General features: G+C 43.3%; 23 protein-coding genes. 17 read left to right on the forward strand and 6 right to left on the reverse strand.

The features are described 5' to 3' along the window. Positions 1–69: 69 nt before the first annotated feature. The 3 genes from BACSA_RS02850 to lon form a co-directional block, all read right to left on the reverse strand. Complete coding sequence (locus tag BACSA_RS02850) at positions 70–1,185, reverse strand: LptF/LptG family permease (RefSeq protein ID WP_013616617.1); 1,116 nt, start codon at positions 1,183–1,185, stop codon at positions 70–72. Positions 1,186–1,252: 67 nt separating this feature from the next. Further along, a complete protein-coding gene (gene tgt, locus BACSA_RS02855; protein WP_013616618.1) occupies positions 1,253–2,383 on the reverse strand; it encodes a tRNA guanosine(34) transglycosylase Tgt in 1,131 nt (376 codons plus the stop codon). 9 nt (positions 2,384–2,392) lie between these two features. Further along, a complete protein-coding gene (gene lon / locus BACSA_RS02860; protein WP_013616619.1) occupies positions 2,393–4,912 on the reverse strand; it encodes an endopeptidase La in 2,520 nt (839 codons plus the stop codon). Between the two features lie 197 nt (positions 4,913–5,109). On the opposite strand from lon, the gene BACSA_RS02865 reads away from it, so the two are divergent. After that, the gene (locus tag BACSA_RS02865; RefSeq protein ID WP_041583856.1) at positions 5,110–5,817 is read left to right on the forward strand and encodes a tRNA1(Val) (adenine(37)-N6)-methyltransferase; all 708 of its coding nucleotides are present in this window, start codon (positions 5,110–5,112) and stop codon (positions 5,815–5,817) included. A 106-nt stretch (positions 5,818–5,923) separates the two neighbouring features. Here the strand turns inward: BACSA_RS02865 and BACSA_RS02870 are convergent, their stop codons facing one another. Then, positions 5,924–6,955 (reverse strand): diacylglycerol/lipid kinase family protein, encoded by a 1,032-nt coding sequence (locus BACSA_RS02870; RefSeq protein ID WP_013616621.1) that lies wholly within the window; start codon positions 6,953–6,955, stop codon positions 5,924–5,926. A 282-nt stretch (positions 6,956–7,237) separates the two neighbouring features. Here BACSA_RS02870 and spt point away from each other — a divergent pair, with 282 nt between their 5' ends. Next, complete coding sequence (spt, locus tag BACSA_RS02875; RefSeq protein WP_013616622.1) at positions 7,238–8,425, forward strand: serine palmitoyltransferase; 1,188 nt, start codon at positions 7,238–7,240, stop codon at positions 8,423–8,425. Positions 8,426–8,715: 290 nt separating this feature from the next. After that, positions 8,716–9,246: a ferredoxin domain-containing protein gene (locus BACSA_RS02880; protein WP_013616624.1), complete on the forward strand. Its 531-nt coding sequence runs from the start codon at positions 8,716–8,718 to the stop codon at positions 9,244–9,246. 109 nt (positions 9,247–9,355) lie between these two features. Here BACSA_RS02880 and BACSA_RS02885 read toward each other — a convergent pair whose 3' ends face one another. Beyond that, positions 9,356–10,159 carry a Cof-type HAD-IIB family hydrolase gene (locus BACSA_RS02885; RefSeq protein WP_013616625.1) on the reverse strand — a complete coding sequence of 268 codons (804 nt, stop codon included), beginning with the start codon at positions 10,157–10,159 and terminating at the stop codon, positions 9,356–9,358. A gap of 208 nt (positions 10,160–10,367) precedes the next feature. On the opposite strand from BACSA_RS02885, the gene BACSA_RS02890 reads away from it, so the two are divergent. Next, a complete protein-coding gene (locus BACSA_RS02890) occupies positions 10,368–11,036 on the forward strand; it encodes an MgtC/SapB family protein (protein ID WP_013616626.1) in 669 nt (222 codons plus the stop codon). A 105-nt stretch (positions 11,037–11,141) separates the two neighbouring features. On the opposite strand, the gene BACSA_RS02895 is transcribed toward BACSA_RS02890, so the two are convergent. Then, the gene (locus BACSA_RS02895; RefSeq protein WP_013616627.1) at positions 11,142–11,360 is read right to left on the reverse strand and encodes a winged helix-turn-helix domain-containing protein; all 219 of its coding nucleotides are present in this window, start codon (positions 11,358–11,360) and stop codon (positions 11,142–11,144) included. Between the two features lie 262 nt (positions 11,361–11,622). On the opposite strand from BACSA_RS02895, the gene map reads away from it, so the two are divergent. From map to BACSA_RS02955, 13 genes are all read left to right on the forward strand, one after another. Beyond that, the gene (gene map, locus BACSA_RS02900; RefSeq protein ID WP_013616628.1) at positions 11,623–12,480 is read left to right on the forward strand and encodes a type I methionyl aminopeptidase; all 858 of its coding nucleotides are present in this window, start codon (positions 11,623–11,625) and stop codon (positions 12,478–12,480) included. Between the two features lie 9 nt (positions 12,481–12,489). Continuing rightward, a complete protein-coding gene (tsaD, locus tag BACSA_RS02905; protein WP_013616629.1) occupies positions 12,490–13,518 on the forward strand; it encodes a tRNA (adenosine(37)-N6)-threonylcarbamoyltransferase complex transferase subunit TsaD in 1,029 nt (342 codons plus the stop codon). Between the two features lie 32 nt (positions 13,519–13,550). Further along, positions 13,551–14,051 carry a CinA family protein gene (locus tag BACSA_RS02910; RefSeq protein ID WP_013616630.1) on the forward strand — a complete coding sequence of 167 codons (501 nt, stop codon included), beginning with the start codon at positions 13,551–13,553 and terminating at the stop codon, positions 14,049–14,051. 104 nt (positions 14,052–14,155) lie between these two features. After that, positions 14,156–14,416 (forward strand): 50S ribosomal protein L28, encoded by a 261-nt coding sequence (rpmB, locus tag BACSA_RS02915; RefSeq protein ID WP_013616631.1) that lies wholly within the window; start codon positions 14,156–14,158, stop codon positions 14,414–14,416. A gap of 20 nt (positions 14,417–14,436) precedes the next feature. Further along, positions 14,437–14,625, forward strand: coding sequence for a 50S ribosomal protein L33 (rpmG, locus tag BACSA_RS02920; protein ID WP_013616632.1), 189 nt, complete (start codon positions 14,437–14,439; stop codon positions 14,623–14,625). A gap of 9 nt (positions 14,626–14,634) precedes the next feature. After that, positions 14,635–14,790, forward strand: coding sequence for a DUF4295 domain-containing protein (locus BACSA_RS19150; RefSeq protein WP_005841293.1), 156 nt, complete (start codon positions 14,635–14,637; stop codon positions 14,788–14,790). A gap of 277 nt (positions 14,791–15,067) precedes the next feature. Next, a complete protein-coding gene (gene ftsY / locus BACSA_RS02925; protein WP_013616633.1) occupies positions 15,068–16,030 on the forward strand; it encodes a signal recognition particle-docking protein FtsY in 963 nt (320 codons plus the stop codon). Beyond that, complete coding sequence (gene rimO / locus BACSA_RS02930) at positions 16,027–17,328, forward strand: 30S ribosomal protein S12 methylthiotransferase RimO (RefSeq protein ID WP_013616634.1); 1,302 nt, start codon at positions 16,027–16,029, stop codon at positions 17,326–17,328. The genes ftsY and rimO overlap by 4 nt, the downstream gene beginning before the upstream one ends. Positions 17,329–17,336: 8 nt before the next feature. Further along, entirely contained in the window at positions 17,337–17,630 is a 294-nt protein-coding gene (locus BACSA_RS02935; RefSeq protein WP_013616635.1) for an HU family DNA-binding protein, read from the forward strand. Then, complete coding sequence (locus BACSA_RS02940; protein ID WP_013616636.1) at positions 17,623–18,576, forward strand: HU family DNA-binding protein; 954 nt, start codon at positions 17,623–17,625, stop codon at positions 18,574–18,576. Before BACSA_RS02935 ends, BACSA_RS02940 begins: the two co-directional genes overlap by 8 nt. A gap of 213 nt (positions 18,577–18,789) precedes the next feature. Next, positions 18,790–19,785 (forward strand): AAA family ATPase, encoded by a 996-nt coding sequence (locus BACSA_RS02945; protein WP_013616637.1) that lies wholly within the window; start codon positions 18,790–18,792, stop codon positions 19,783–19,785. Positions 19,786–20,168: 383 nt separating this feature from the next. After that, entirely contained in the window at positions 20,169–21,038 is an 870-nt protein-coding gene (locus BACSA_RS02950; RefSeq protein ID WP_013616639.1) for a DUF58 domain-containing protein, read from the forward strand. Between the two features lie 9 nt (positions 21,039–21,047). Next, a complete protein-coding gene (locus tag BACSA_RS02955; protein ID WP_013616640.1) occupies positions 21,048–22,121 on the forward strand; it encodes a BatD family protein in 1,074 nt (357 codons plus the stop codon). The last annotated feature ends 7 nt before the right edge of the window (positions 22,122–22,128 follow it).

The following is a 22,128-nucleotide window of genomic DNA, read 5'->3' on the forward strand; positions in this document are numbered from 1 at the left end:
TCGGCGGGTTCGAGTCCCGCTTGCCGTTCAATTTGATGAAAAGGAGTTACGGTAAAGTAACTCCTCTTTTTATTTCGGTGCTTTGTGATATAAGTAGATGGCAATAAACAAATAGAGGATATTTGGAATCCAAATAGCAAGAGCCGGAGGCATGTTTCCGTTGATGGCAAAAGTGGCTGAGATGGTTTGGAATAAGATATAAGAGAAACTTAATGCCAAACCGATACCTAAATGAAGTCCCATACCTCCCTTCACTTTTCGGGAAGAAAGCGAAAGTCCGATAGCCGTTAGAATAAATGCGGCAAAAGACATGGCTATGCGCCGATGGTATTCTACTTCAAACTCCTTAATGTTGGCGAATCCGCGTTGTTTCTGTTTTTGAATATATTCACGCAGTTGCGGGCTGGTCATGGTTTCTTGCTGGCCACGTGTAATCAGAAAGTCTTGCGGTTCCATCTTAATGATGGAGTCGATGCGTTCTCCCCGGGTAATTACTTCTTTCATGCCACGCATTTCCCGAATCATATAGTCACGGATAATCCATTTATGATAAGAGGCTGTATCGTACGTAATGCGTCGTGCGGTCAGGTGAGACACCAGTTTGTGGTCTTCAAATTTATCCAATGAAAATCGGTATCCGGTTTTATTGTAATTTTCGTAACGCTCCATGTAGGCGACTACCCCGCTATCTACTTCCAGCTGGATGTTACGGGCATAATCTGCAGATTTCTTTTTCTTGTATTTTTCCTCGAATTTCAATCGTGTAACGCTTCCTTTGGGAATAACCTCTGTCCCTAGCATAAAAGTCACAGCCGAAATAATGGCCGCCGATATCATGTAAGGGACCATCAGCCGCTTAAAGCTCATGCCTGTAGAGAACATCGCGATGATTTCGGAATTCTCCGCAAGCTTTGAGGTAAAGAATATCACCGCAATAAAGACGAACAACGGACTGAACAAATTGGTGTAGTAGGGGATGAAGTTCAGGTAGTAATCAAAAACAATGGCTTCGAGCGGCGCTTTATTATTAATGAAACGGTCGATGTTCTCATTGATGTCAAATACTACAGAAATGGAAATAATCAAAGCGATAGCAAAGAAGTATGTTCCCAGAAACTTGACGATAATGTACCGGTCAAGCCGTTTCAGCCATTTCTGTTTGAAAATGCTTTTCAGAAAAGGCATGAACTTAGCTGTTTTAGGTAACGTAACTTTCTGTTTAAGTTGTTCCAGTTTCATCATCTATATAATATTACAAACGCGTGGAAATTCGTTTTACCATAGCCGGTTTCCATGTAGTGAAATCTCCGGCGATAATGTGTTTGCGTGCTTCGCCTACTAGCCATAAGTAGAAAGCCAGGTTGTGGATAGAAGCAATTTGCAGTGCCAACAATTCTTGGGCATGGAACAGATGGCGCAGGTAAGCACGGCTATACATCGTGTCTACATAGGAGGCTCCGTCCGCTTCAATGGGGGAATAATCTTTTTCCCATTTCTTGTTACGCATATTCATGATGCCGTCTTTGGTGAAGAGCATCCCGTTTCGCCCGTTTCGGGTAGGCATGACACAATCGAACATGTCTACTCCCCGTTCGATGCCTTCTAGAATATTGACCGGAGTTCCTACCCCCATTAAATAACGGGGCTTATCGGCGGGCAAGATTTCGTTGACCACTTCAATCATTTCGTACATCTTTTCCGTAGGTTCGCCTACTGCCAATCCTCCAATCGCATTTCCGTCCGCATTTTTTGAAGCGATATATTCAGCCGAACGTTTCCGCAAATCCGGATACACACAACCTTGAACGATAGGGAAAAGCGACTGGTTATATCCGTATTTGGGCTCTGTCTCGTTGAAACGTGCCATGCAACGGTCTAACCAGCGATGGGTGAGTTCCATGGATTTTTTTGCATAGTCATATTCTGCCGTACCCGGAGTGCACTCATCGAATGCCATGATTATGTCGGCTCCGATTGTCCGCTCGATATCCATGACCCGTTCGGGCGTGAACAGGTGTTTGGAGCCGTCGATATGGGAGCGGAATTCTACGCCTTCTTCTTTCAGCTTGCGTATGCCCGAAAGCGAAAACACTTGAAAACCGCCGCTATCGGTCAGCATCGGACGGTCAAACCCGTTGAATTTATGCAGCCCTCCGGCAGCTTCAAGCACTTCAAGACCTGGACGAAGGTACAAATGATAGGTATTCCCTAAAATGATTTGTGCCTTGATATCCTCTTTCAATTCATGCAGATGAACCGCTTTTACACTGCCCAGTGTACCTACTGGCATGAAAATAGGCGTCTCGATTTGCCCGTGGTCTGTCGTAATCAGACCGGCACGGGCATTTGATTTCGGATCAGTATGTTGTAATTCAAATTTCATTCAAAACAATCAGATAATTGGTGTTTTCTCCTCTTTGGAACGCATTGCTTCCTGTTCTTTCTCTTTTTTCAGAATCGCTTCAAAGTCAATGGCATCCGCTACTTTTTCATCCGTTAAAGCCAATTGAAGCACTTCCTTAATGTCTTTTACATAATGGAATTCCAGTCCTTTCAGGTAAAGCGGTTGGATTTCTTCAATGTCTTTCCGGTTTTCTTCGCACAAGATAATGTCGGTAATGCCGGCGCGCTTTGCCGCTAAGATTTTTTCACGGATTCCACCTACGGGAAGTACTTTCCCGCGTAATGTGATTTCGCCCGTCATAGCCAGGTTTGGCTTTACTTTACGTTGGGTCAAAGCTGATGCCAATGAAGTTACCATGGTGATACCTGCCGAAGGTCCGTCTTTCGGAATGGCTCCTTCCGGCACGTGGATATGGATATTCCAGTTCTCAAAAATGCCTTCCGGCAGGTTGAGCAGGAAAGAATGCGCTTTCAGATACTCCAAAGCCAGCATGGCTGATTCTTTCATGACATCTCCCAGGTTTCCGGTTAAAGTCAGACGTTCTCCCTTTCCTTTGCTCAAGCTGGTTTCCACGAATAAGATTTCGCCTCCTACCGCGGTCCACGCCAACCCTGTAACGACTCCGGCATATCCATTCCCCTGGTATTTGTCGCGCGAGTATTCAGGCGTTCCTAAATATTGCTTGATGTCATCCGCTTTCAGTTCATGCAGGCCGGTGAATTTATCGCTGGCAATTTCCAAAGCAATCTTACGCATGACCTTCCCGATTTTCTTTTCCAATTCGCGTACGCCGCTTTCCCGTGTATAGTTTTCGATGATGTACTCGATAGCCGGCTTGGTGAACTTGACATGTGCTTTTGTCAATCCGTTTGCCAGCATTTCTTTCGGAATCAGGTGACGCCGTGCGATTTCTATTTTTTCTTCGGTAATGTATCCGCTTACCTCAATCAGTTCCATACGGTCTAACAAAGGAGTCGGAATCGTGCTCAGGTTGTTTGCCGTAGCTATAAACATCACTTTTGACAGGTCATAGTCCAAATCAATATAGTTGTCGTGGAACGTGTTGTTCTGTTCCGGGTCGAGCACTTCCAGCATGGCCGAAGCCGGGTCTCCCTGACGGTCATTGCCCAGTTTGTCTATCTCGTCCAGGATGATGACCGGGTTGGACGATTCCGCTTTCATCAGGCTCTTGATGATACGCCCCGGCATGGCGCCGATATAGGTTTTACGGTGTCCGCGGATTTCGGCTTCGTCGTGCACGCCTCCCAATGACATGCGGATGTATTTCCGTTTCAAGGCAGACGCGATGGATCTGCCCAATGAGGTTTTTCCTACGCCCGGAGGACCGTATAAGCAAAGAATCGGTGATTTCAAATCCCCTTTCAGCTTCAGTACGGCAAGATGTTCCAAGATACGTTCTTTCACCTTTTCCAGTCCGTAGTGGTCTTTGTTCAATATTTTTTCGGCATTCGGGATGTTTAACGAGTCGGTCGTGAAAACATTCCACGGAAGTGAAAGCAGTGTCTGAAGGTAAGTGAGCTGCACATTGTAATCGGGCGATTGCGGGTTGATGCGCTCCAGCTTCTGCAATTCGCGCTCAAATGTAGCCGCAACTTCCTTGCTCCATTTTTTTGCATTCCCTTTATTGCGCAGTTCGTCTATTTCGTCTTCCTGTCCGTTCCCTAATTCGTCTTGAATGTTTTTGATTTGCTGTTGCAGGAAATATTCCCGTTGTTGGCGGTCCAGGTCTTCCCGCGTGCGCATCTGGATGTCATGCTTCAGCTCAGCCAGCTTGGTTTCCCGGTTCAGCACTTGTATCAGGTTATACAGCCGGTCTTTTAATGTATCTTTCGACATCAATTCAAACTTTTCATCCAGGCTGAACGGAAAGTTTGTACAGATATAGTTCACCATGATATGGTCTTTGGGCAGGTTTTTCAATGCAAAAGTCACGTCCGGGCTTAACCTGTCACTGGCATCCACATATTGGTTGGCAAGGTCGGTGCACATATCCATCAATGCCATAAACTCGTCATTGTCCTTGACGCTCATGTCTTCGGGCTCGATTTGCACTCTTCCTTTCAAATAGGGAAGGGAGGAGGTTATTTCTTCCAGCCGGACTTTCACATTGCTGGCTTGCAAGATGACGGTAGTCGTTCCGCCGGGAAGTTCGAAAATCCGGAGTATCCTGCCGATTACAGCAAGTGGATATAAATCGTTGATGCCAGGCTCTTCGACTTCTGCCATTTTTTGAGTGGCTATGATGATATGTTGCTTGTTCTTTAATGCCGAGCGGACCAACTTCAGCGTACTTTGCCTGCCTACGGTTACGGGCATGACGATGCTTGTAAACATCAGCATGTTGCGTAAAGTCATGATGGGCAGTTCCCCGGTCAGTTCGTCGGCTGAAGGAGATTCGGCATCGGCCTTTATCTCGGTGACCATCGATACTTCATCTGTAGTTGATTGCATTTCGAAATCGTTTTCGTTTCTCTTTCTTCTTACCATAATTTGCGGTTAGTCTACTTTATAGTTTGGTCTATTCAATTTCTTTGTTCTCAAAACGGGTACAAAGTTAAGAAATCTGCTTCGAATACGGAAGTAGAAAAGTTGTAAAAGCATTGTCCGGAAGAAAATAATTTGTGATTTTATACATGGATATGGAGCGTTTTACTTATTTTTGGCGAAAAATAAGAGACAAAGGTATGAGAAGCCCCTTTTTCAGATTCAAGCAATTCACGATATGGCATGACCGGTGTGCGATGAAAGTTGGCACGGACGGCGTCTTGTTAGGCGCGTGGGTTTCATTGCGCCAGGCCCGGAACGTATTGGACATCGGGACGGGGAGCGGGCTGATTGCGTTGATGATAGCCCAGCGTTGTCAGGCGCAAGTGACGGGCATTGATATCGATTCGGACGCGATAGGGCAGGCGGGCGAAAACGCCTTGGCTTCGCCGTGGAGCGGACGCATCCGGTTTTGCCAGGCAGATGCGGGAGCATTCCAAGGCGGCGTGTATGATACGATTGTTTCCAATCCTCCTTATTTCAGGGAGCGGGTGCATTGTCCGGACGGGCAACGCAACGCCGCACGCCATACCGAGAGCCTGACATTCGAATGCCTGCTGGACGCGGTGGCGCGTTTAATGTCGGAAGACGGAAGCTTTTCGGTTATCCTGCCGGCAGAGGCGGGGGAACGTTTTATTACGTTAGCCGCCGAACGGCATTTGTATCTGTTGCGCCGGACGTATGTTCATACAAAGCCTTCGGCATCTCCCAAACGGGTCTTGATGGCATTTGTGCGCACGATACAGGCTTGTGAGACTACTCATTTGACCCTTGAGGAATCTCCCAACGTATATAGCCGGGAATACATCGGCCTGGTCGGTGATTTTTATTTGAATATAAACGCATGAAAACGCATGCGGCTGCGTTGGCCTACGTGACTATATGCGTTGGCTTGCGAAGCCTGTCTCGTTAGCCAACGCAGCCGTATGTGTTTCGGGCGGCGGCAAGACCGGTTTACCGCTTCGATAATCTTCTGAGCAGGTTTTGGTTTAATTGTAACAGTTTTTTATGCTTTTCCGCAATGCTGTAAGCCAAAGGGCGTGTGCCGATGAAATCGGTGAAGTGCTGCAATATGCTGAATGGCTCTACCGATGTTTTCCCCCGTTCAGGAGCAATCACTCTTAACCCCCGGTGCACGACCTCTACGGTTAAGTCCTTACCGCCCATCATGGGGTCTCCGTCGAAATGGAATACGCCCTCCTGATGGCGGTGGATTGTAATCTTTTTTTCTTTCATGATTTTGATTCGGCTGTTCTGATCCAATGTCTTGTTGAACAGCTGGAACGAAAGGGCAGGCACGTCGAGCACCGTAAAAGGTTCTAAGATGGTGATATCCATCATTCCGTCGGTGAGCGATGCCTGAGGGGCGATGTAGGCATTGTTCCCGTATTGCGAAGCGTTGGCGCAAGCGATAAGGAAGGCCTTGTGGCGCACGGTTCCCAATTCGTTCTCTATTTCATAGGTTTCCGGCTGGTATTTCAAGCTTTCGTGTAACGTATTTTCCAGGTATGTAAGCAGCCCTCTCTTTCCGGAATCGGCAAACTTCAAGCTGACGAATGCATCGAATCCCACCCCGCACGTGCAGAAGAAGGGGTGATTGTCGATGATGCCGTAATCAATGTCTTTAATAAATCCGCGGTTCAATGTTTCGATGGCTCCCCACACATTTATCGGAATATGCAGGTGGCGTGCCAGCCCGTTCCCCGAGCCGCAAGGGATAATTCCTAACGCCGTGTCGGTATGGATGAGTGAGCGCCCTATTTCGTTAATGGTTCCGTCTCCGCCGATAGCGGTTACGATGTCGATTCCTTTTTCCGCTGCATCCCGGGCGATTTCGCTTGCATGTCCTGCATATTCGGTTTTGCAAATGGTATAATCATATTGGTTTCGGTCGATATGCTTGTTTATCAGGTGCAGGATAAATTCTTTTCCATGCACACCCGATATGGGATTGACGATAAATGTGATGCTTTTTTTTGAGCTCATGTTAGTTAAGAGTCTTAGTTGTTAAATCCGCATCTCTGGCAAAGAGCATGGCAGAGGTCTTTTATTTGAAAACAAAAATAAGACTATTTTGTTTATAAACCGTATATTTTTGTAGAGAATTGACAGATAAAATATTTTTTTGCCACAATAGCTGATTTAGATTGCTAAAATTATTATCTTTGCACGTTCTTTTATTAAATAATGAAATCCGCCGGTGATGTTCCGGCTAATGTAAATAACATAATGTAAGTCGTTAGGATTTACCAAACAGAGTAAGAATATATGGGACTATTGCAAGACAAGCTGGGGAAATACAGAATCCCCCAAATGTATATGGAGCGGGGTGTTTATCCTTATTTCCGTGAAATAGACAGTGCCCAAGACACTGAAGTGATGATGGACGGAAGAAAAGTCTTAATGTTTGGCTCCAATTCATATATGGGGCTGACTTATGACGAGCGTATCATCAATGCAGCGATTGCCGCGACCCGCAAATATGGTACAGGATGCGCGGGATCCCGTCTGTTGAACGGTACGTTGGATATTCATGTGAAATTAGAAAAAGAACTGGCTGAATTTGTCGGGAAAGACGAAGCCTTGTGTTTCTCTACGGGATTTACCGTAAACGAAGGCGTGATTCCGCAACTAGTAGGGCGGGGTGACTATATTATATGTGATGACCGCGACCATGCTTCGATTGTAGACGGACGCCGCCTCTCATTCGCTACCCAGTTAAAGTACAAGCATAATGACATGGATGCGTTGGAGAAAGAACTTCAGAAATGCGAGCCGGATGCCATTAAGCTGATTGTGGTGGACAGTGTTTTCTCGATGGAAGGTGATTTGGCGAATTTGCCTGAAATAGTCCGTCTGAAGAAAAAATACAATGCGACTGTTTATGTAGACGAAGCTCATGGTCTTGGCGTGTTCGGGAGAAACGGACGAGGTGTATGCGACCACTTTGGCGTGACAAAGGACATTGATTTGATTATGGGTACCTTTAGCAAGTCGTTGGCGTCGATAGGCGGATTCGTTGCGGCAGATAAAGACATCATCAACTGGTTGCGCCATAACGCGCGCTCGTATATTTTCCAGGCCAGCAACACGCCGGCTGCTACGGCGGCTGCTATCGAAGCGCTTCATATCTTTCAGGAAGAGCCGGAACGTCAGGAAAACCTGTGGAAGATAACCAACTATGCGCTGAAGAGTTTCCGTGAGGCAGGTTTTGAGATAGGCGATACGGCGAGCCCGATTATTCCGTTGTATGTGCGTGACACCGACAAGACATTCGAAGTGACCAAGCTGGCGTTCGATGAAGGTGTGTTTATCAATCCGGTTATTCCGCCGGCATGTGCACCTCAAGATACGTTGGTCCGTTTTGCCTTGATGGCTACCCATACGAAGGAACAGGTAGACTTTGCTATCGATAAATTGATAAAATGCTTTAAACAATTGCATATTTTAAAATGACGGGAAAATCCCGTTGTCTTTTAAGGACATTTTTATAAAAAAGGAGGATTCATTATGGGAGCTGCCGGTAATAAAAAACCGAAGGGCATGCATAAAAAACATGCTCCGGCTTATCAGGTAGAAGAGGCCATGCATGAGAATGACCTTAAAAAAGGAAAGAAGAAATAGGCAAGAGCTTGTTTCTGAAATGTATTGAAGATGAACCGCAGATTAACAGGGATAGAGGGAGTCGGCAGGACTTGACGGAAATCAATGTTAGTCTGCGGTTCTTTAATAAAAAAGGAGGGCTTATGATACTGAATGAAAGAGACAGCCGGCACGAACAAGTGCTGCAGATTGCCCAGCAGATGATGATTGCCGCACGTACGGCGCCGAAAGGGAAAGGAGTGGATATCATTGAGGTGGCAATGGTGACTGAAAGCAATATCCGTATCTTGTCGGATACCATGAAGCAGATGTACGAAGAAAACGGCTTTAAGTTTTTCTTGCGTGACGCCGAAAACATACTGAATGCAGAGTGTATTATATTAATAGGTACGCGCGAGCAGCCTCAAGGGTTGAATTGCGGACATTGCGGTTTCGAAACTTGTGATGCCCGTGAAGAAGGAGTGCCTTGTGCGATTAATAGCGTAGATGTAGGGATTGCAATAGGTTCCGCCTGTTCGGTGGCTGCCGATCATCGGGTAGATACTCGTGTGATGTTCTCGGCGGGCTTGGCGGCACAACAACTTGATTGGCTGGACGGATGTAAACAGGTTTACGCGATTCCGGTAAGTGCTTCCTCTAAAAATCCGTTTTTCGACCGTAAGCCCAAGGACTGATTTCTTGTAGAAAAGGAATATATACTGCGTTGCCCAATAAAGATATCTGCATCGGCCTACGAAGTTATATTAATCGGCATGCGCAGTATATATTCATTTGCGAAACTTGTCAAATGAACTTTTCTACGGCATAAGCCACACCGTCTTCATCGTTTGACAGGGTGATGAAATCGGCGTTTTCACGTACTATCGGCTGGGCATTTGCCATGGCAATCCCTAAGCCTGCATACTGAATCATAGACAAGTCGTTGAAACCATCGCCTATGGCTATCATTTCTTCTTTAGCCAGTCCGATTTCTTTTAATAAAACAGATAAGGACTGGGCTTTGTCTATGCCTTTAGGGACAAGTTCAAGAAAATAAGGTTCCGAACGGAACACGCCCATTTTGTCTTTTAATTGTCCGTACATTTCTTTCTCTAAGATTTCCAGCCTTTTGGGCTCACCCACTATCAGACATTTGGTTATGGGGCGGGGGATGGCCTCCAGAAAGTTGTCCACCTTCTTTATTTTCATTACGTTCAGCAAGGCTTCTTTTAAGACATATTCGTCATCGGGCGATTCGGTTAATACAAATTCGTGGTCATACGTTACAATGGCGAATCCATTTTCTTTAGCACACTTATATAAATAAGGCAGGATGTCGTTTTCCAGCCATTTCTTGTACATCAGTTCTCCAGTCTTCCAGTCAATGATTTCACCTCCATTGTATGAAAGGATATATCCTTCGTAACGGTTTAATTCCAGCGCATTGGCTAATGGCGCCACTCCATAAGTCGGCCTGCCTGATGCAAGTACGATTTTCACACCTCGTTTTTGTGCTTCTATCAACGTATTCCGTGTGCGGTCGGTTATCTTTTTCTTCGAGTTCGTTAATGTACCGTCCAAGTCAAGTACGAGTAGTTTATATTTCATATTCAGAGAATTAAATTGAGCCGCAAAGATACACAAATCTTCTTACAATTACAATCTCCGGGCATGAGCGTATGTTTTTTCTGTCACATATCATGATGTTTTTCCGGCATTCGTTTCGTTTCAATGTTTATTTTTTGTAATTTAGTCCCAAGCTCCATTCAAAATGGAACAATAAGTGAATTTGTAAACCGAATTAAACTGGAAGAATATGGATATGGTATGGGATTTTGCCTTGCGCTTGTTCTTGGCTGGTGTAATGGGAATATTAATAGGATTGGAGCGTGAGTATCGGGCAAAAGAAGCGGGATACCGCACGCATTTTTTAGTGGCATTGGGCAGTGCGCTGATGATGATTGTTTCGCAATACGGGTTTACCGAAGTGTTGAAGGCTGATTTAGTCCGGTTGGACCCTAGCCGTATTGCGGCTCAAGTAGTAAGCGGAATCGGTTTTATTGGTGCCGGAACCATTATTCTGCAGAAGCAGATAGTCAGAGGCTTGACCACCGCTGCAGGCATTTGGGCGACTTCTGGCATCGGGCTAGCCATTGGGGCGGGTATGTATGGTATCGGAATAACGGCTACGGTTCTGGTCTTGCTGGGGTTGGAAGCATTAAGTTTCTTTTTTAAAAGCATTGGTCTGCGCAACCTGATGGTGGAATTTTCTGCGCACGATAAAGAAACGATAAAGCGCGTGTCGGCTAAATTCCATTCGAAAAATTACATTGTTGTGTCTTACGAAATGTCTGAAACCTATAGTGAAGGCACAGCTATTTATCATGTAAGCATGGTTATCAAAGCCAAGCGTATGAACGAAGAAGGGTTGCTTCTGATGTTTATGCAGGAATTTCCCGACATTACGGTGACTAAAGTGATTTGAGTTTTTTAGTTCGTAAGTTTTCGAGTCTGTTATAAGAGCTTTTTATAGCCGGGCTATTAAAAGGGCTTACAAACATAAAAACTCAAAAACTTGCGAACTGCCATGTTATCCGATAAAGATATTGACTGTCAAGAAGATTCTGTCGCCGTGTTCATTCACATCGAAATCAATTTTGTCTTCCCGGGCAAGCCATCCTATGGCTGCGTTTAAATCCCTGTCTGTTAGTCCTGTGGCTGATTTTAAATCTTCATACTCCCAGTGCCTGTTGTCTTTTAGCTTGTTCCAGACAATGCCTGCATTTTCTCCGATTTGAATTTTGTTCATTTTGTACTTAGTTTTAGGATTAATACTAAAGGTTTTTAAAGTGTATAAGGCAAAGTAAACAAAAATAATGCAGAAAATCAACTTTTTCTTTCGTTTTTTATCATTGCGGATGTATTTCCTGCGATTTGTGGAATTTAGTTCTTTCCAAATTACAATACCGTTTCCAGATATATTTCGATGCGCATTTCAAAAGCGTGAAATTTATTCGTTTATTCCGGCGATTTTATATACCTTTGCCTATGTTTTTTAAGAGAATCGAAAGATGATTAGAAGAAAAAAGGTAAATTGGAAGATTCCGAAAGGGGCTGAATTGACCGAATTGGACAAGAAAGTACTTTATTTTCAGAATAAGGGATGTCTGGTTCCGACCCGCGAGCTGATAAAGACTCCGGAACAAATAGAAGGCATCCGCCGAAGTGGTTTGTTGAATACGGCTGTGTTGGATAAAGTGGCGGAAAGCATAAAAGAAGGCATGAGTACCGCTGATATAGATAAGATTGTTTATGATTATACTACCAGCCATGGCGGAATTCCTGCTTGTTTGGGTTATGAAGGTTTCCCTAAGAGCGTGTGCACTTCTATCAATGAAGTGGTATGTCACGGCATTCCCTCGGAAGAAGAAATACTGGAAGAAGGCGACATTATCAATGTAGACTGCACAACGATATTGGATGGATATTATGCCGACGCATCGCGCATGTTTATCATTGGGAAAACCACTCCCGAAAAGGAAAAGCTGGTACAGGTGGCGCGGGAATGTATGGATATCGGTGCCGAAGCCGCTCATCCTTTTGGATTTGTGGGAGATATCGGCCATGCTGTCGAAAAACATGCCAAGAAGAATGGTTTTTCGGTGGTGCGTGATTTATGCGGGCACGGAGTCGGATTGGAATTTCATGAAGAACCGGATGTATTGCATTACGGGCGGAAAGGAACGGGGATGTTGCTGGTGCCGGGTATGGTATTCACCATTGAGCCGATGATAAATATGGGTACGTGGGAAGTGTTTATTGATGAAGAAGACGGCTGGACGGTTGTAACAGAAGATGAATTGCCTTCCGCACAATGGGAGCACACGTATGTGATGACTGAAAACGGTTTGGAAATATTGACATATTGAGTAGAAAGTATGGAAGCAAAAGACATAATTATATTAGGTATAGAGTCTTCGTGCGATGATACCTCGGCGGCTGTCATCCGGAATGGCGTATTGCTTTCGAGTGTGATAGCCAGTCAGGCTGTCCATGAAGCTTACGGAGGCGTTGTGCCCGAGTTGGCTTCGCGGGCACATCAGCAAAATATAGTTCCGGTAGTTCATGAGGCGCTGAAGCGCGCGGGGGTAACGAAAGAGCAGTTAAGTGCAGTCGCTTTTACCCGCGGTCCGGGATTAATGGGTTCGTTATTGGTCGGAGTCTCGTTTGCCAAGGGATTCGCGCGCGCATTAGGCATCCCGATGATTGATGTTAATCACCTGCAAGGGCATGTGTTAGCTCATTTTATTAAAGAATCGGATGAAGATGCCAGCCAGCCTGCATTCCCCTTTATCTGTCTGTTGGTGTCGGGCGGAAATTCTCAGATTATCCGCGTAAACGCATACAATGATATGCAGGTGTTGGGGCAAACGATAGACGATGCGGCCGGCGAGGCAATTGACAAATGTTCGAAAGTGATGGGGCTGGGTTATCCGGGCGGACCGATTATCGATAAACTGGCACGGACGGGAAATCCGAATGCGTATACGTTTAGCAAACCTCATATTTCAGGCTATGACTATAGTTTCAGCGGACTGAAAACCTCTTTTCTTTATTCGTTGCGTGACTGGTTGAAAGAAGACGCAGACTTTATCGAACATCATAAAGCAGACCTTGCCGCTTCGTTGGAAAAGACCATCGTGGATATTTTAATGGATAAGCTTCGTAAGGTGGTAAAGGACACAGGTATCAACGAAGTAGCTGTGGCAGGAGGGGTTTCAGCCAATAACGGTTTGCGGAATGCTTTTCGTGAACATGCAGCCAGATACGGTTGGAACATCTATATACCGAAATTTGGCTATACGACCGACAATGCGGCAATGATTGCCATAACGGGTTATTATAAGTATCAAGATAAAGATTTTTGCAGCATAGACAAACCTGCTTATTCGCGGGTAACTATATAGGTATCAAAAGTATTAATTAAAAGGAAAATAGTATGTCAGTAGAAACTAAAAAACTAAGTAAGGAAATAAGTGAAATTTTCTGGAGAGAGAATTTCACCTTGGCTACGGCTGAAAGTTGTACGGCTGGCAATGTAGCGGCAATCATTACAGCAATCCCGGGAAGTTCTCGTTTCTATAAAGGCGGAGTAGTGGCATATGCGGATGAAGTGAAACAGAATTTGTTGCATGTAAAGTCGGAAACACTGGAAACATACGGAGCCGTAAGTGAGGAAACAGTAATTGAAATGGTAAAAGGTGCTATTGAAACCTTTAATACGGATTATGCAATGGCTACTTCGGGAATAGCAGGTCCTGGCGGAGGAACTCATGAAAAGCCTGTAGGTACGATTTGGCTTGCTGCCGGAAGTAAAGATAAAATCATTACAGAAAAACTGACGGAAGACGAAGGACGCGAGAAAAATGTCCAATCTGCCACTAAAAATGTGCTCCAATTATTGCTTGAAGCATGCCAAAATCAAGAAAATGAGCAATAAATTGCTAATTAGTTGCAGAAAAACTTGCATATATAAAATAAAAGCGCTTACTTTGCACTCCGTTTTAAAGAGCATAGGAATAAAACTATAAAAACTAGATAGAAATGTCGAAAATTTGTCAAATTACCGGAAAGAAAGCCATGATTGGCAACAATGTTTCACACTCAAAAAGAAGAACGAAAAGAACGTTCGATGTGAACTTGTTTACAAAGAAATTCTACTATGTAGAACAAGATTGCTGGATTAGCCTGAAAATCTGTGCTAACGGCTTGAGAGTTATTAATAAGAAAGGCTTGGATGCTGCACTGACAGAAGCTGTAGCTAAGGGCTATTGTGATTGGAAATCTATCAAAATCATTGGTTAATTAAAAGGAGAGAATAAACTATGGCTAAGAAAGCTAAAGGCAATAGAGTACAGGTGATCCTTGAATGCACAGAAATGAAGGATAGTGGTATGCCGGGAACTTCTCGTTACATTACCACAAAGAACAGAAAAAATACACCTGAAAGATTGGAGTTGAAGAAATACAATCCGATTTTGAAAAGAGTAACAGTACATAAAGAAATTAAATAATAAGATACCATGGCAAAGAAAACAGTCGCAACCCTTCAGACAGGAAAAGAAGGCCGTTCTTATACTAAGGTTATCAAAATGGTCAAGTCTCCGAAAACAGGTGCTTACATTTTTGACGAACAAATGGTTCCTAACGAAAAAGTTCAGGACTTCTTTAAGAAATAAAGAGTTTGTCTCTATTCGATAAATGAAAAAGGTTCCTTTCATAACAGATGAGAGGGACCTTTTTTGTTGACGTCTAAATTTTGTTCGTAGATTATTCTTCGGTCTCTGTATTTTCAGTATATTTGCAGGAAAGAATAGGAACAGTCCGAAAGTCCGGTCATATATGTGCTTTTTAGAGGCTCATCTTTTTAGAAAGAGGACAATCCTATATTGGGAAAGGGATAATCTAACGGTTATCCGGATAGCATAAAAAATAGTTGAACCTAAAAGATAACGTATGGGAATTTTTAGTTTTTTCTCTAAGGAAAAGAAAGAAACATTGGATAAAGGATTATCGAAAACCAAAGAAAGTGTATTCGGTAAGATTGCACGGGCTATAGCCGGCAAATCCAAGGTGGATGACGAGGTGCTCGACAATTTGGAAGAAGTGCTGATTACTTCAGATGTAGGTGTAGAGACTACGCTGAAAATCATTAAGCGTATTGAAAAGAGAGTGGCTCAAGACAAATATGTCAATACAGATGAACTGAATGGCATCTTGCGGGAAGAAATCGCTGCGTTACTAACGGAAAACAATACTGTAGATGCGGAAAGTTTCAATATACCCGAAGGAAAAGCGCCATACGTCATTATGGTTGTAGGTGTAAATGGAGTAGGCAAGACTACGACAATCGGCAAATTGGCATATCAGTTCAAGAAGGCAGGAAAGTCTGTTTATTTAGGTGCTGCCGATACGTTCCGTGCCGCAGCTGTAGAGCAATTGATGATATGGGGTGAACGTGTAGGAGTTCCAGTCATTAAGCAAAAGATGGGGTCTGATCCAGCTTCTGTGGCGTTTGACACATTAAGTTCTGCCGTTGCCAATCATGCGGATGTCGTTATTATTGATACGGCAGGTCGTTTGCATAATAAGATAGGCTTGATGAATGAGTTGACAAAAATCAAGAACGTGATGCAAAAAGTGGTGCCTGATGCACCTCATGAAGTCTTGTTGGTGCTCGACGGTTCTACCGGACAGAATGCTTTTGAACAGGCTAAACAATTTACGTTGGCTACAGAAGTCAATGCCATGGCTATTACGAAATTAGACGGAACGGCAAAAGGTGGAGTCGTAATAGGTATTTCAGATCAATTTAAAATACCGGTGAAATATATCGGTTTAGGCGAAGGCATGGAAGACTTGCAGATTTTCCGCCGTCGCGAATTTGTGGATTCACTGTTTGGAACAACGGATAAATGAAAAAAAACACGATAGATATTATTACCTTAGGCTGCTCGAAGAATTTAGTTGACTCGGAAAAGTTGATGAAACAGCTTGAGGCGAACGGTTATAAAGTCACACATGACAGCGGGAATCCTCAAGGTGAGATTGCGGTAATCAATACTTGTGGATTTATCGGTGATGCGAAAGAGGAATCAATCAATACAATTCTGGAGTTTTGTCAGGCGAAGGAAGAAGGGAAATTAAAAAAACTTTTTGTGATGGGGTGCCTTTCGGAGCGTTATCTGAAAGATTTGCAAGATGAGATACCGCAGGTTGATAAATATTATGGAAAATTCAACTGGAATGAGCTGTTGGCAGATTTAGGAAAGCCTTATCATCCGGACTTAGCCATCGAGCGTCACTTGACAACTCCTAAACATTACGCGTATTTGAAAATATCGGAAGGATGTGACCGGAAATGTGCATATTGCGCCATTCCTATTATAACAGGCAGGCATGTGTCACGTCCTATGGACGAGATTTTGGATGAAGTCCGATTGCTGGTGTCGCAAGGAGTGAAAGAATTTCAGGTTATTGCGCAGGAACTGACTTATTACGGCGTTGACTTGTATAAAAAGCAGATGCTTCCGGAACTTATCGAAAAGATGGCAGCTATTCCGGGTGTGAAATGGATTCGGTTGCATTATGCTTATCCGGCACGTTTCCCCAAAGACTTGTTCCGTGTCATGCGTGAAAATGATAATGTATGCAAGTACATGGATATAGCGTTGCAACACATAAGCGACAATATGTTGCAACGCATGAACCGTCATGTGACAAAGGCGGAAACTTATGAATTGATTGAGCAGTTCAGAAAGGAAGTGCCTGGCATTCATTTGAGGACCACGCTTATGGTAGGATTTCCCGGGGAAACGGAGCAGGATTTTGAAGAATTAAAAGAGTTTGTCCGCAAGGTCCGTTTCGATCGCATGGGGGCTTTTGCATATTCAGAAGAAGAAGGCACTTATTCTGCTAAGCATTATAAAGACGATGTGCCGCAAACCGTAAAGCAACAACGTTTGGACGAACTGATGGAAATGCAGCAGGAAATATCAAACGAACTGAGCCATTCAAAAATCGGTAAGATATTTCAAGTCGTTATTGACCGTAAAGAAGGTGAATATTACATCGGCCGTACCGAATTTGACTCACCTGAGGTTGATCCTGAAGTGTTGATTAAAGATGAAGGGAAATTGCTGCACATCGGCTCGTTTCATCGGGCAAAAGTGTATGATGCGGATGATTTTGATTTGTATGCAACTTTATTGTCGTAAATGCCTCCATGAATAATAAAGAATTAACAAATGAATTAGCCCGGCGTTTAGGATATGAAAATCAAGATGCGGCGCAGCTTGTCAATTCAATGGTTACGATGATGAGCGAACAACTGCAAGAAGGGAAAACATTGGTTCTTGCCGATTTCGGAACATTTGAGGTAAAAAAGGAATTAGAGCGCATAGAAGTCAATCCATTGACAAAACAACGGTTCTTGGTTCCCCCCAAATTAGTTTTAACCTTTAAACCTGCTGCTGCATTTAAGGAAAAATTAAAAAATACACGCGCTATCCATGAATGACCAGATTACTTTACAAGAATTAATCGAGTTGTTGGCACAGCATCATCAAATAGAACATACAGATGCAGAAAAATTTGGCCGGACTTTCTTTGCCTTGATTGGAGAAGCGCTTGCAACTGACAAATATGTAAAAGTCAAAGGGCTAGGAACTTTTAAGCTTATTGATGCAGATGTTTGCGAAAATATGGGCACTGATGCGGAAGAACGCATTGGGATGCAAAATCATTTGCGGATTTCGTTTACTCCTGACGCAACTATACGCGACGCAGTGAATAAGCCATTCAATCATTTTGAAACAGTTTTGCTGAATGAATCAACGTGTTATGATGATATGCAAGAAGCGCCTGCCCCACAAGATTCTTTTACGGAAGACACTTCGGACGAAGAGTTAGGAATGCAATCTGATATAGCTGCCAGACATGAAGCTTTCATAAAAGAAGAGCCGTCGGTAAATAAAGGAACGATTTTAGAAAGTAATCAAGAAAAGAAAAATGTGTATTTGCATTTGCCTTGGTGCTTGATAACTTTTGTGTTGTTAGCAGGTATATTGATTGGTATAGGAGTCGCATGGATTATACTATCCGGTAGGCAATATGTACCGGAATCGGTTGTTCGGACTATAATAGAACAAGAAAAGAGTGCGGGAGCCGATACGTTATCGGCCGTTGCAATAACAGATACCCTTCAAGTGTCATCTACGGGACAAGAAGGGGAAACCGCTTTACCTGTCATTCTGTCTGATACGGTTCGTTATGACATGCAGGGAACGCTTACTACACATGTGCTTCGGCGTGGGGAAAGCCTGGCACGTTTGGCTGAACACTATTATGGGAATCGAAATTTGTGGACTTATTTGGCGCGTTATAACCGAAATAGAATAAAAGATGCGAACGATATACCAATAGGAACGTTGATATGCATTCCGAAACTGGTTCCAAAAGAATAGAGTTTGAACGTGGATATGTAATTCGTCTTTGGGTTTACGCCATTTTAAAAAACTTTAGCCCAATAAGATTTAAATGGAACGAGGCTGCTACTTTTTTTAATAAAAATTAGTTGTGCCTGTTAATATAATGCCGTACTTTTGGAATCGATATAAAAATGCGCAGGAAGCGCATGGAAGTTTAGATATTTGAAACATAAAAAATAAAGAGAAACTATGGCTGAAGCTATTGACATTCGTGCATTGAATGAACAAATTGAACGTGAAAGTGCGTTTGTAACAAACCTGATGACGGGGATGGATCAGGTAATTGTTGGACAGAAACATCTGGTAGAATCATTATTAATCGGTTTGTTGTCGGACGGGCATATTTTATTGGAAGGTGTACCCGGATTGGCAAAGACTTTAGCAATAAAAACACTTGCTTCGCTGATTGACTCCAAATATAGCCGTGTCCAATTTACTCCGGACTTGTTGCCTGCCGATATTCTCGGAACGATGATTTATAGTCAGAAAGAAGAACGGTTTGTGACAAATAAAGGACCTATTTTCGCTAATTTTATTTTGGCTGATGAAATAAACCGTGCACCGGCAAAAGTGCAGAGTGCTTTGCTGGAAGCAATGCAAGAGCGCCAGGTGACGTTGGGTAAAGAAACATTCGACCTCCCTTCTCCTTTTCTGGTTATGGCAACACAGAACCCTATCGAACAAGAAGGAACTTATCCGCTTCCGGAGGCGCAAGTGGACCGTTTTATGTTAAAGGTCATTATTGATTATCCGAAGCTGGAAGAAGAAAAGAAGATTATCCGTCAGAACATCTCAGGCGAAAAAACAGAAGTTCGTCCCATCCTTCGTGCAGAAGATATTATTGAAGCTCGGAAAGTAGTGCGTCAGGTATATTTGGATGAGAAAATTGAACAATATATAGCCGATATCGTTTTTGCGACCCGTTACCCGGAAAAATACGATTTAAAAGACTTGAAAGGGTTGATCGGCTTCGGAGGCTCTCCGCGTGCATCTATTAATTTGGCATTGGCTGCACGCAGCTTTGCATTTATTAAACGTCGTGGTTATGTAATTCCGGAAGATGTACGTGCTATTGCACATGACGTATTGCGCCATCGTATCGGACTGACTTATGAAGCAGAAGCGACCAACGTTACATCTGACGAAATTGTAAGCAAGATTTTGAATAAAGTGGAAGTGCCCTAAATGCTGCGGCACATAATCCGTATGTACGGAAACACTGGAGGTTGAATGTTTTTATTTGCAATGTAAATGCATTCGTCGTTTCCAGCCAATAGCTGAGGTTGGATGCATACGCTACGAATCATAATTGTAAATAATGCGAATCAGAAGTTAAACGTAGTTATGTTTCACAGGAGTTATCACTTCGTTCAGGAGTTATATTTCACGCGGTATTTATTTGTCATTTTGTATATGCCACGTAGTAGAGACGATGTGCACATCGTCTCTACAGAAGCGGCGCAAAAAGGTATTGGCATCTAACTCCCAGCCCACCAAGTGGGCGATAATTCCTTATAACTCCCTTTTAACTCCTGATTGGCATAAATAATCAAATAGTAAATGCATAGATGGAAACAAGTGAACTATTAAAACGAGTGCGTCAGATTGAAATTAAGACTCACGGGCTTTCAAGCAATATATTTGCCGGGCAATACCATTCCGCTTTCAAAGGGAGGGGTATGGCGTTTTCGGAAGTCCGTGAATATCAATTTGGAGATGACGTGCGCGATATCGACTGGAATGTGACAGCCCGCTTTGACAAGCCATTTGTAAAAGTGTTTGAAGAGGAACGTGAGTTGACCGTCATGTTGTTGGTTGATGTATCAAACAGTCTGGATTTCGGTACCGTAAAACAATTAAAGAAAGATATGGTGACGGAAATAGCTGCGACATTGGCTTTTTCGGCTATCCAGAATAATGATAAGATAGGTGTAATCTTTTTTTCAGACCGGATTGAGAAATTCATTCCGCCTAAGAAAGGACGCAAGCATATTTTGTATATTATTCGAGAATTGCTTGATTTCCAGCCTACAAGTACACGTACAGACATTCAGTGTGCCATTGAATATTTGACGAATGTATTAAAGAAACGTTGCACCGCATTTATGCTGAGTGATTTTATTGATGATCATGATTTTCAGAATGCGTTAACCATAGCCAATCGTAAGCATGATGTTGTGGCAGTACAAGTGTATGACCGCCGTATGGAAGAGTTGCCCAACATAGGTTTAATGAAAGTACGTGATGCCGAGACTGGTCATGAACAATGGATTGATACCTCATCCAAGTCATTGCAAAAAGCGCATCAGGCATGGTGGAAAGGACGTCAGCAGAAATTGAATGATATATTTACCCATAGTAATGTTGATTCTGTCTCCGTCCGTACAGACCAGGATTATGTAAAAGCATTGCTTAATTTATTTGCAAAACGAAACTGAGTGTAATTTATGAAACATACCTTATTATATATAGCGCTATTGATATTGCTTGTCATACCAAGAGCGAATGCACAAGTGACAGTTGATGCCAGTATTGACTCGTTACAGTTGCTGATTGGTGAGCAGGCAAAAATCAAGCTGCAGGTTAGTATGAACGCCAACCAAAAACTGCAGCTTCCGTTGCTTCGTGATACGCTGGTAACAGGGGTGGAAGTGTTGGATGTGGCAAAGCCTGACACTCAATTATTAAACGACAATAAACGCTGGCTCATATCACAAGAATATACCATTACATCATTTGATTCGGCATTGTATTATCTGCCACCGTTTGAGGTACGGGTAGATAATCAGGCTTATCGTTCGAAAGCTTTGGCTTTGAAGGTTTATTCTATTCCTGTTGATACCTTACATCCCGACCAGTTCTTTGGACCTAAAGATATACGTGAAGTGCCTATCACCTGGGAGGATGTGGCTCCTTTAGTTTATTCGGCTATTATCATGTTGATATTGGGTGCATTGGCTGTATTTTTCATTATCCGCTTCCGCGACAACAAGCCGATAATTAAGATTATCAAGATAGAGCCTAAATTGCCCCCGCATCAAGTTGCAATGAAGAAGATTGAGGAAATAAAAGCCGACAAGCAGGTTCAGCGTGAAGACCCTAAACTGTATTATACAGCATTGACCGAAGCTATCCGCACGTATATTAAGGACCGGTTTGGATTCAATGCGATGGAGATGACATCTTCTGAAATTATAGACCGTTTGCTGGAAGAAAAAGACCCGCAGTCTATTAGCGATTTAAAACTGTTATTTGAAACAGCCGATTTGGTGAAATTTGCCAAGCATGCTCCGATGATGAATGAAAATGACATGAATTTGGTGAATGCCGTTGATTTCATTAATCAGACTAAAGTAGAGGAAGACCCGAATGTAAAGAAAGAGCCGACAGAAATCCGTGTGGAGGAGAAGCGTTCCAAGCAAGGGCGTATCGCTTTGTTGTGTAGCATAGCAGTGGCAAGTATAGGCACTTTGGTTTGCTTGTATATGGTAATCCGTCATATAGTCGACTTGTTCTTTTAACTTTAAC

The organism is Phocaeicola salanitronis DSM 18170, assembly GCF_000190575.1.
Taxonomy (GTDB): Bacteria; Bacteroidota; Bacteroidia; order Bacteroidales; family Bacteroidaceae; genus Phocaeicola; species Phocaeicola salanitronis.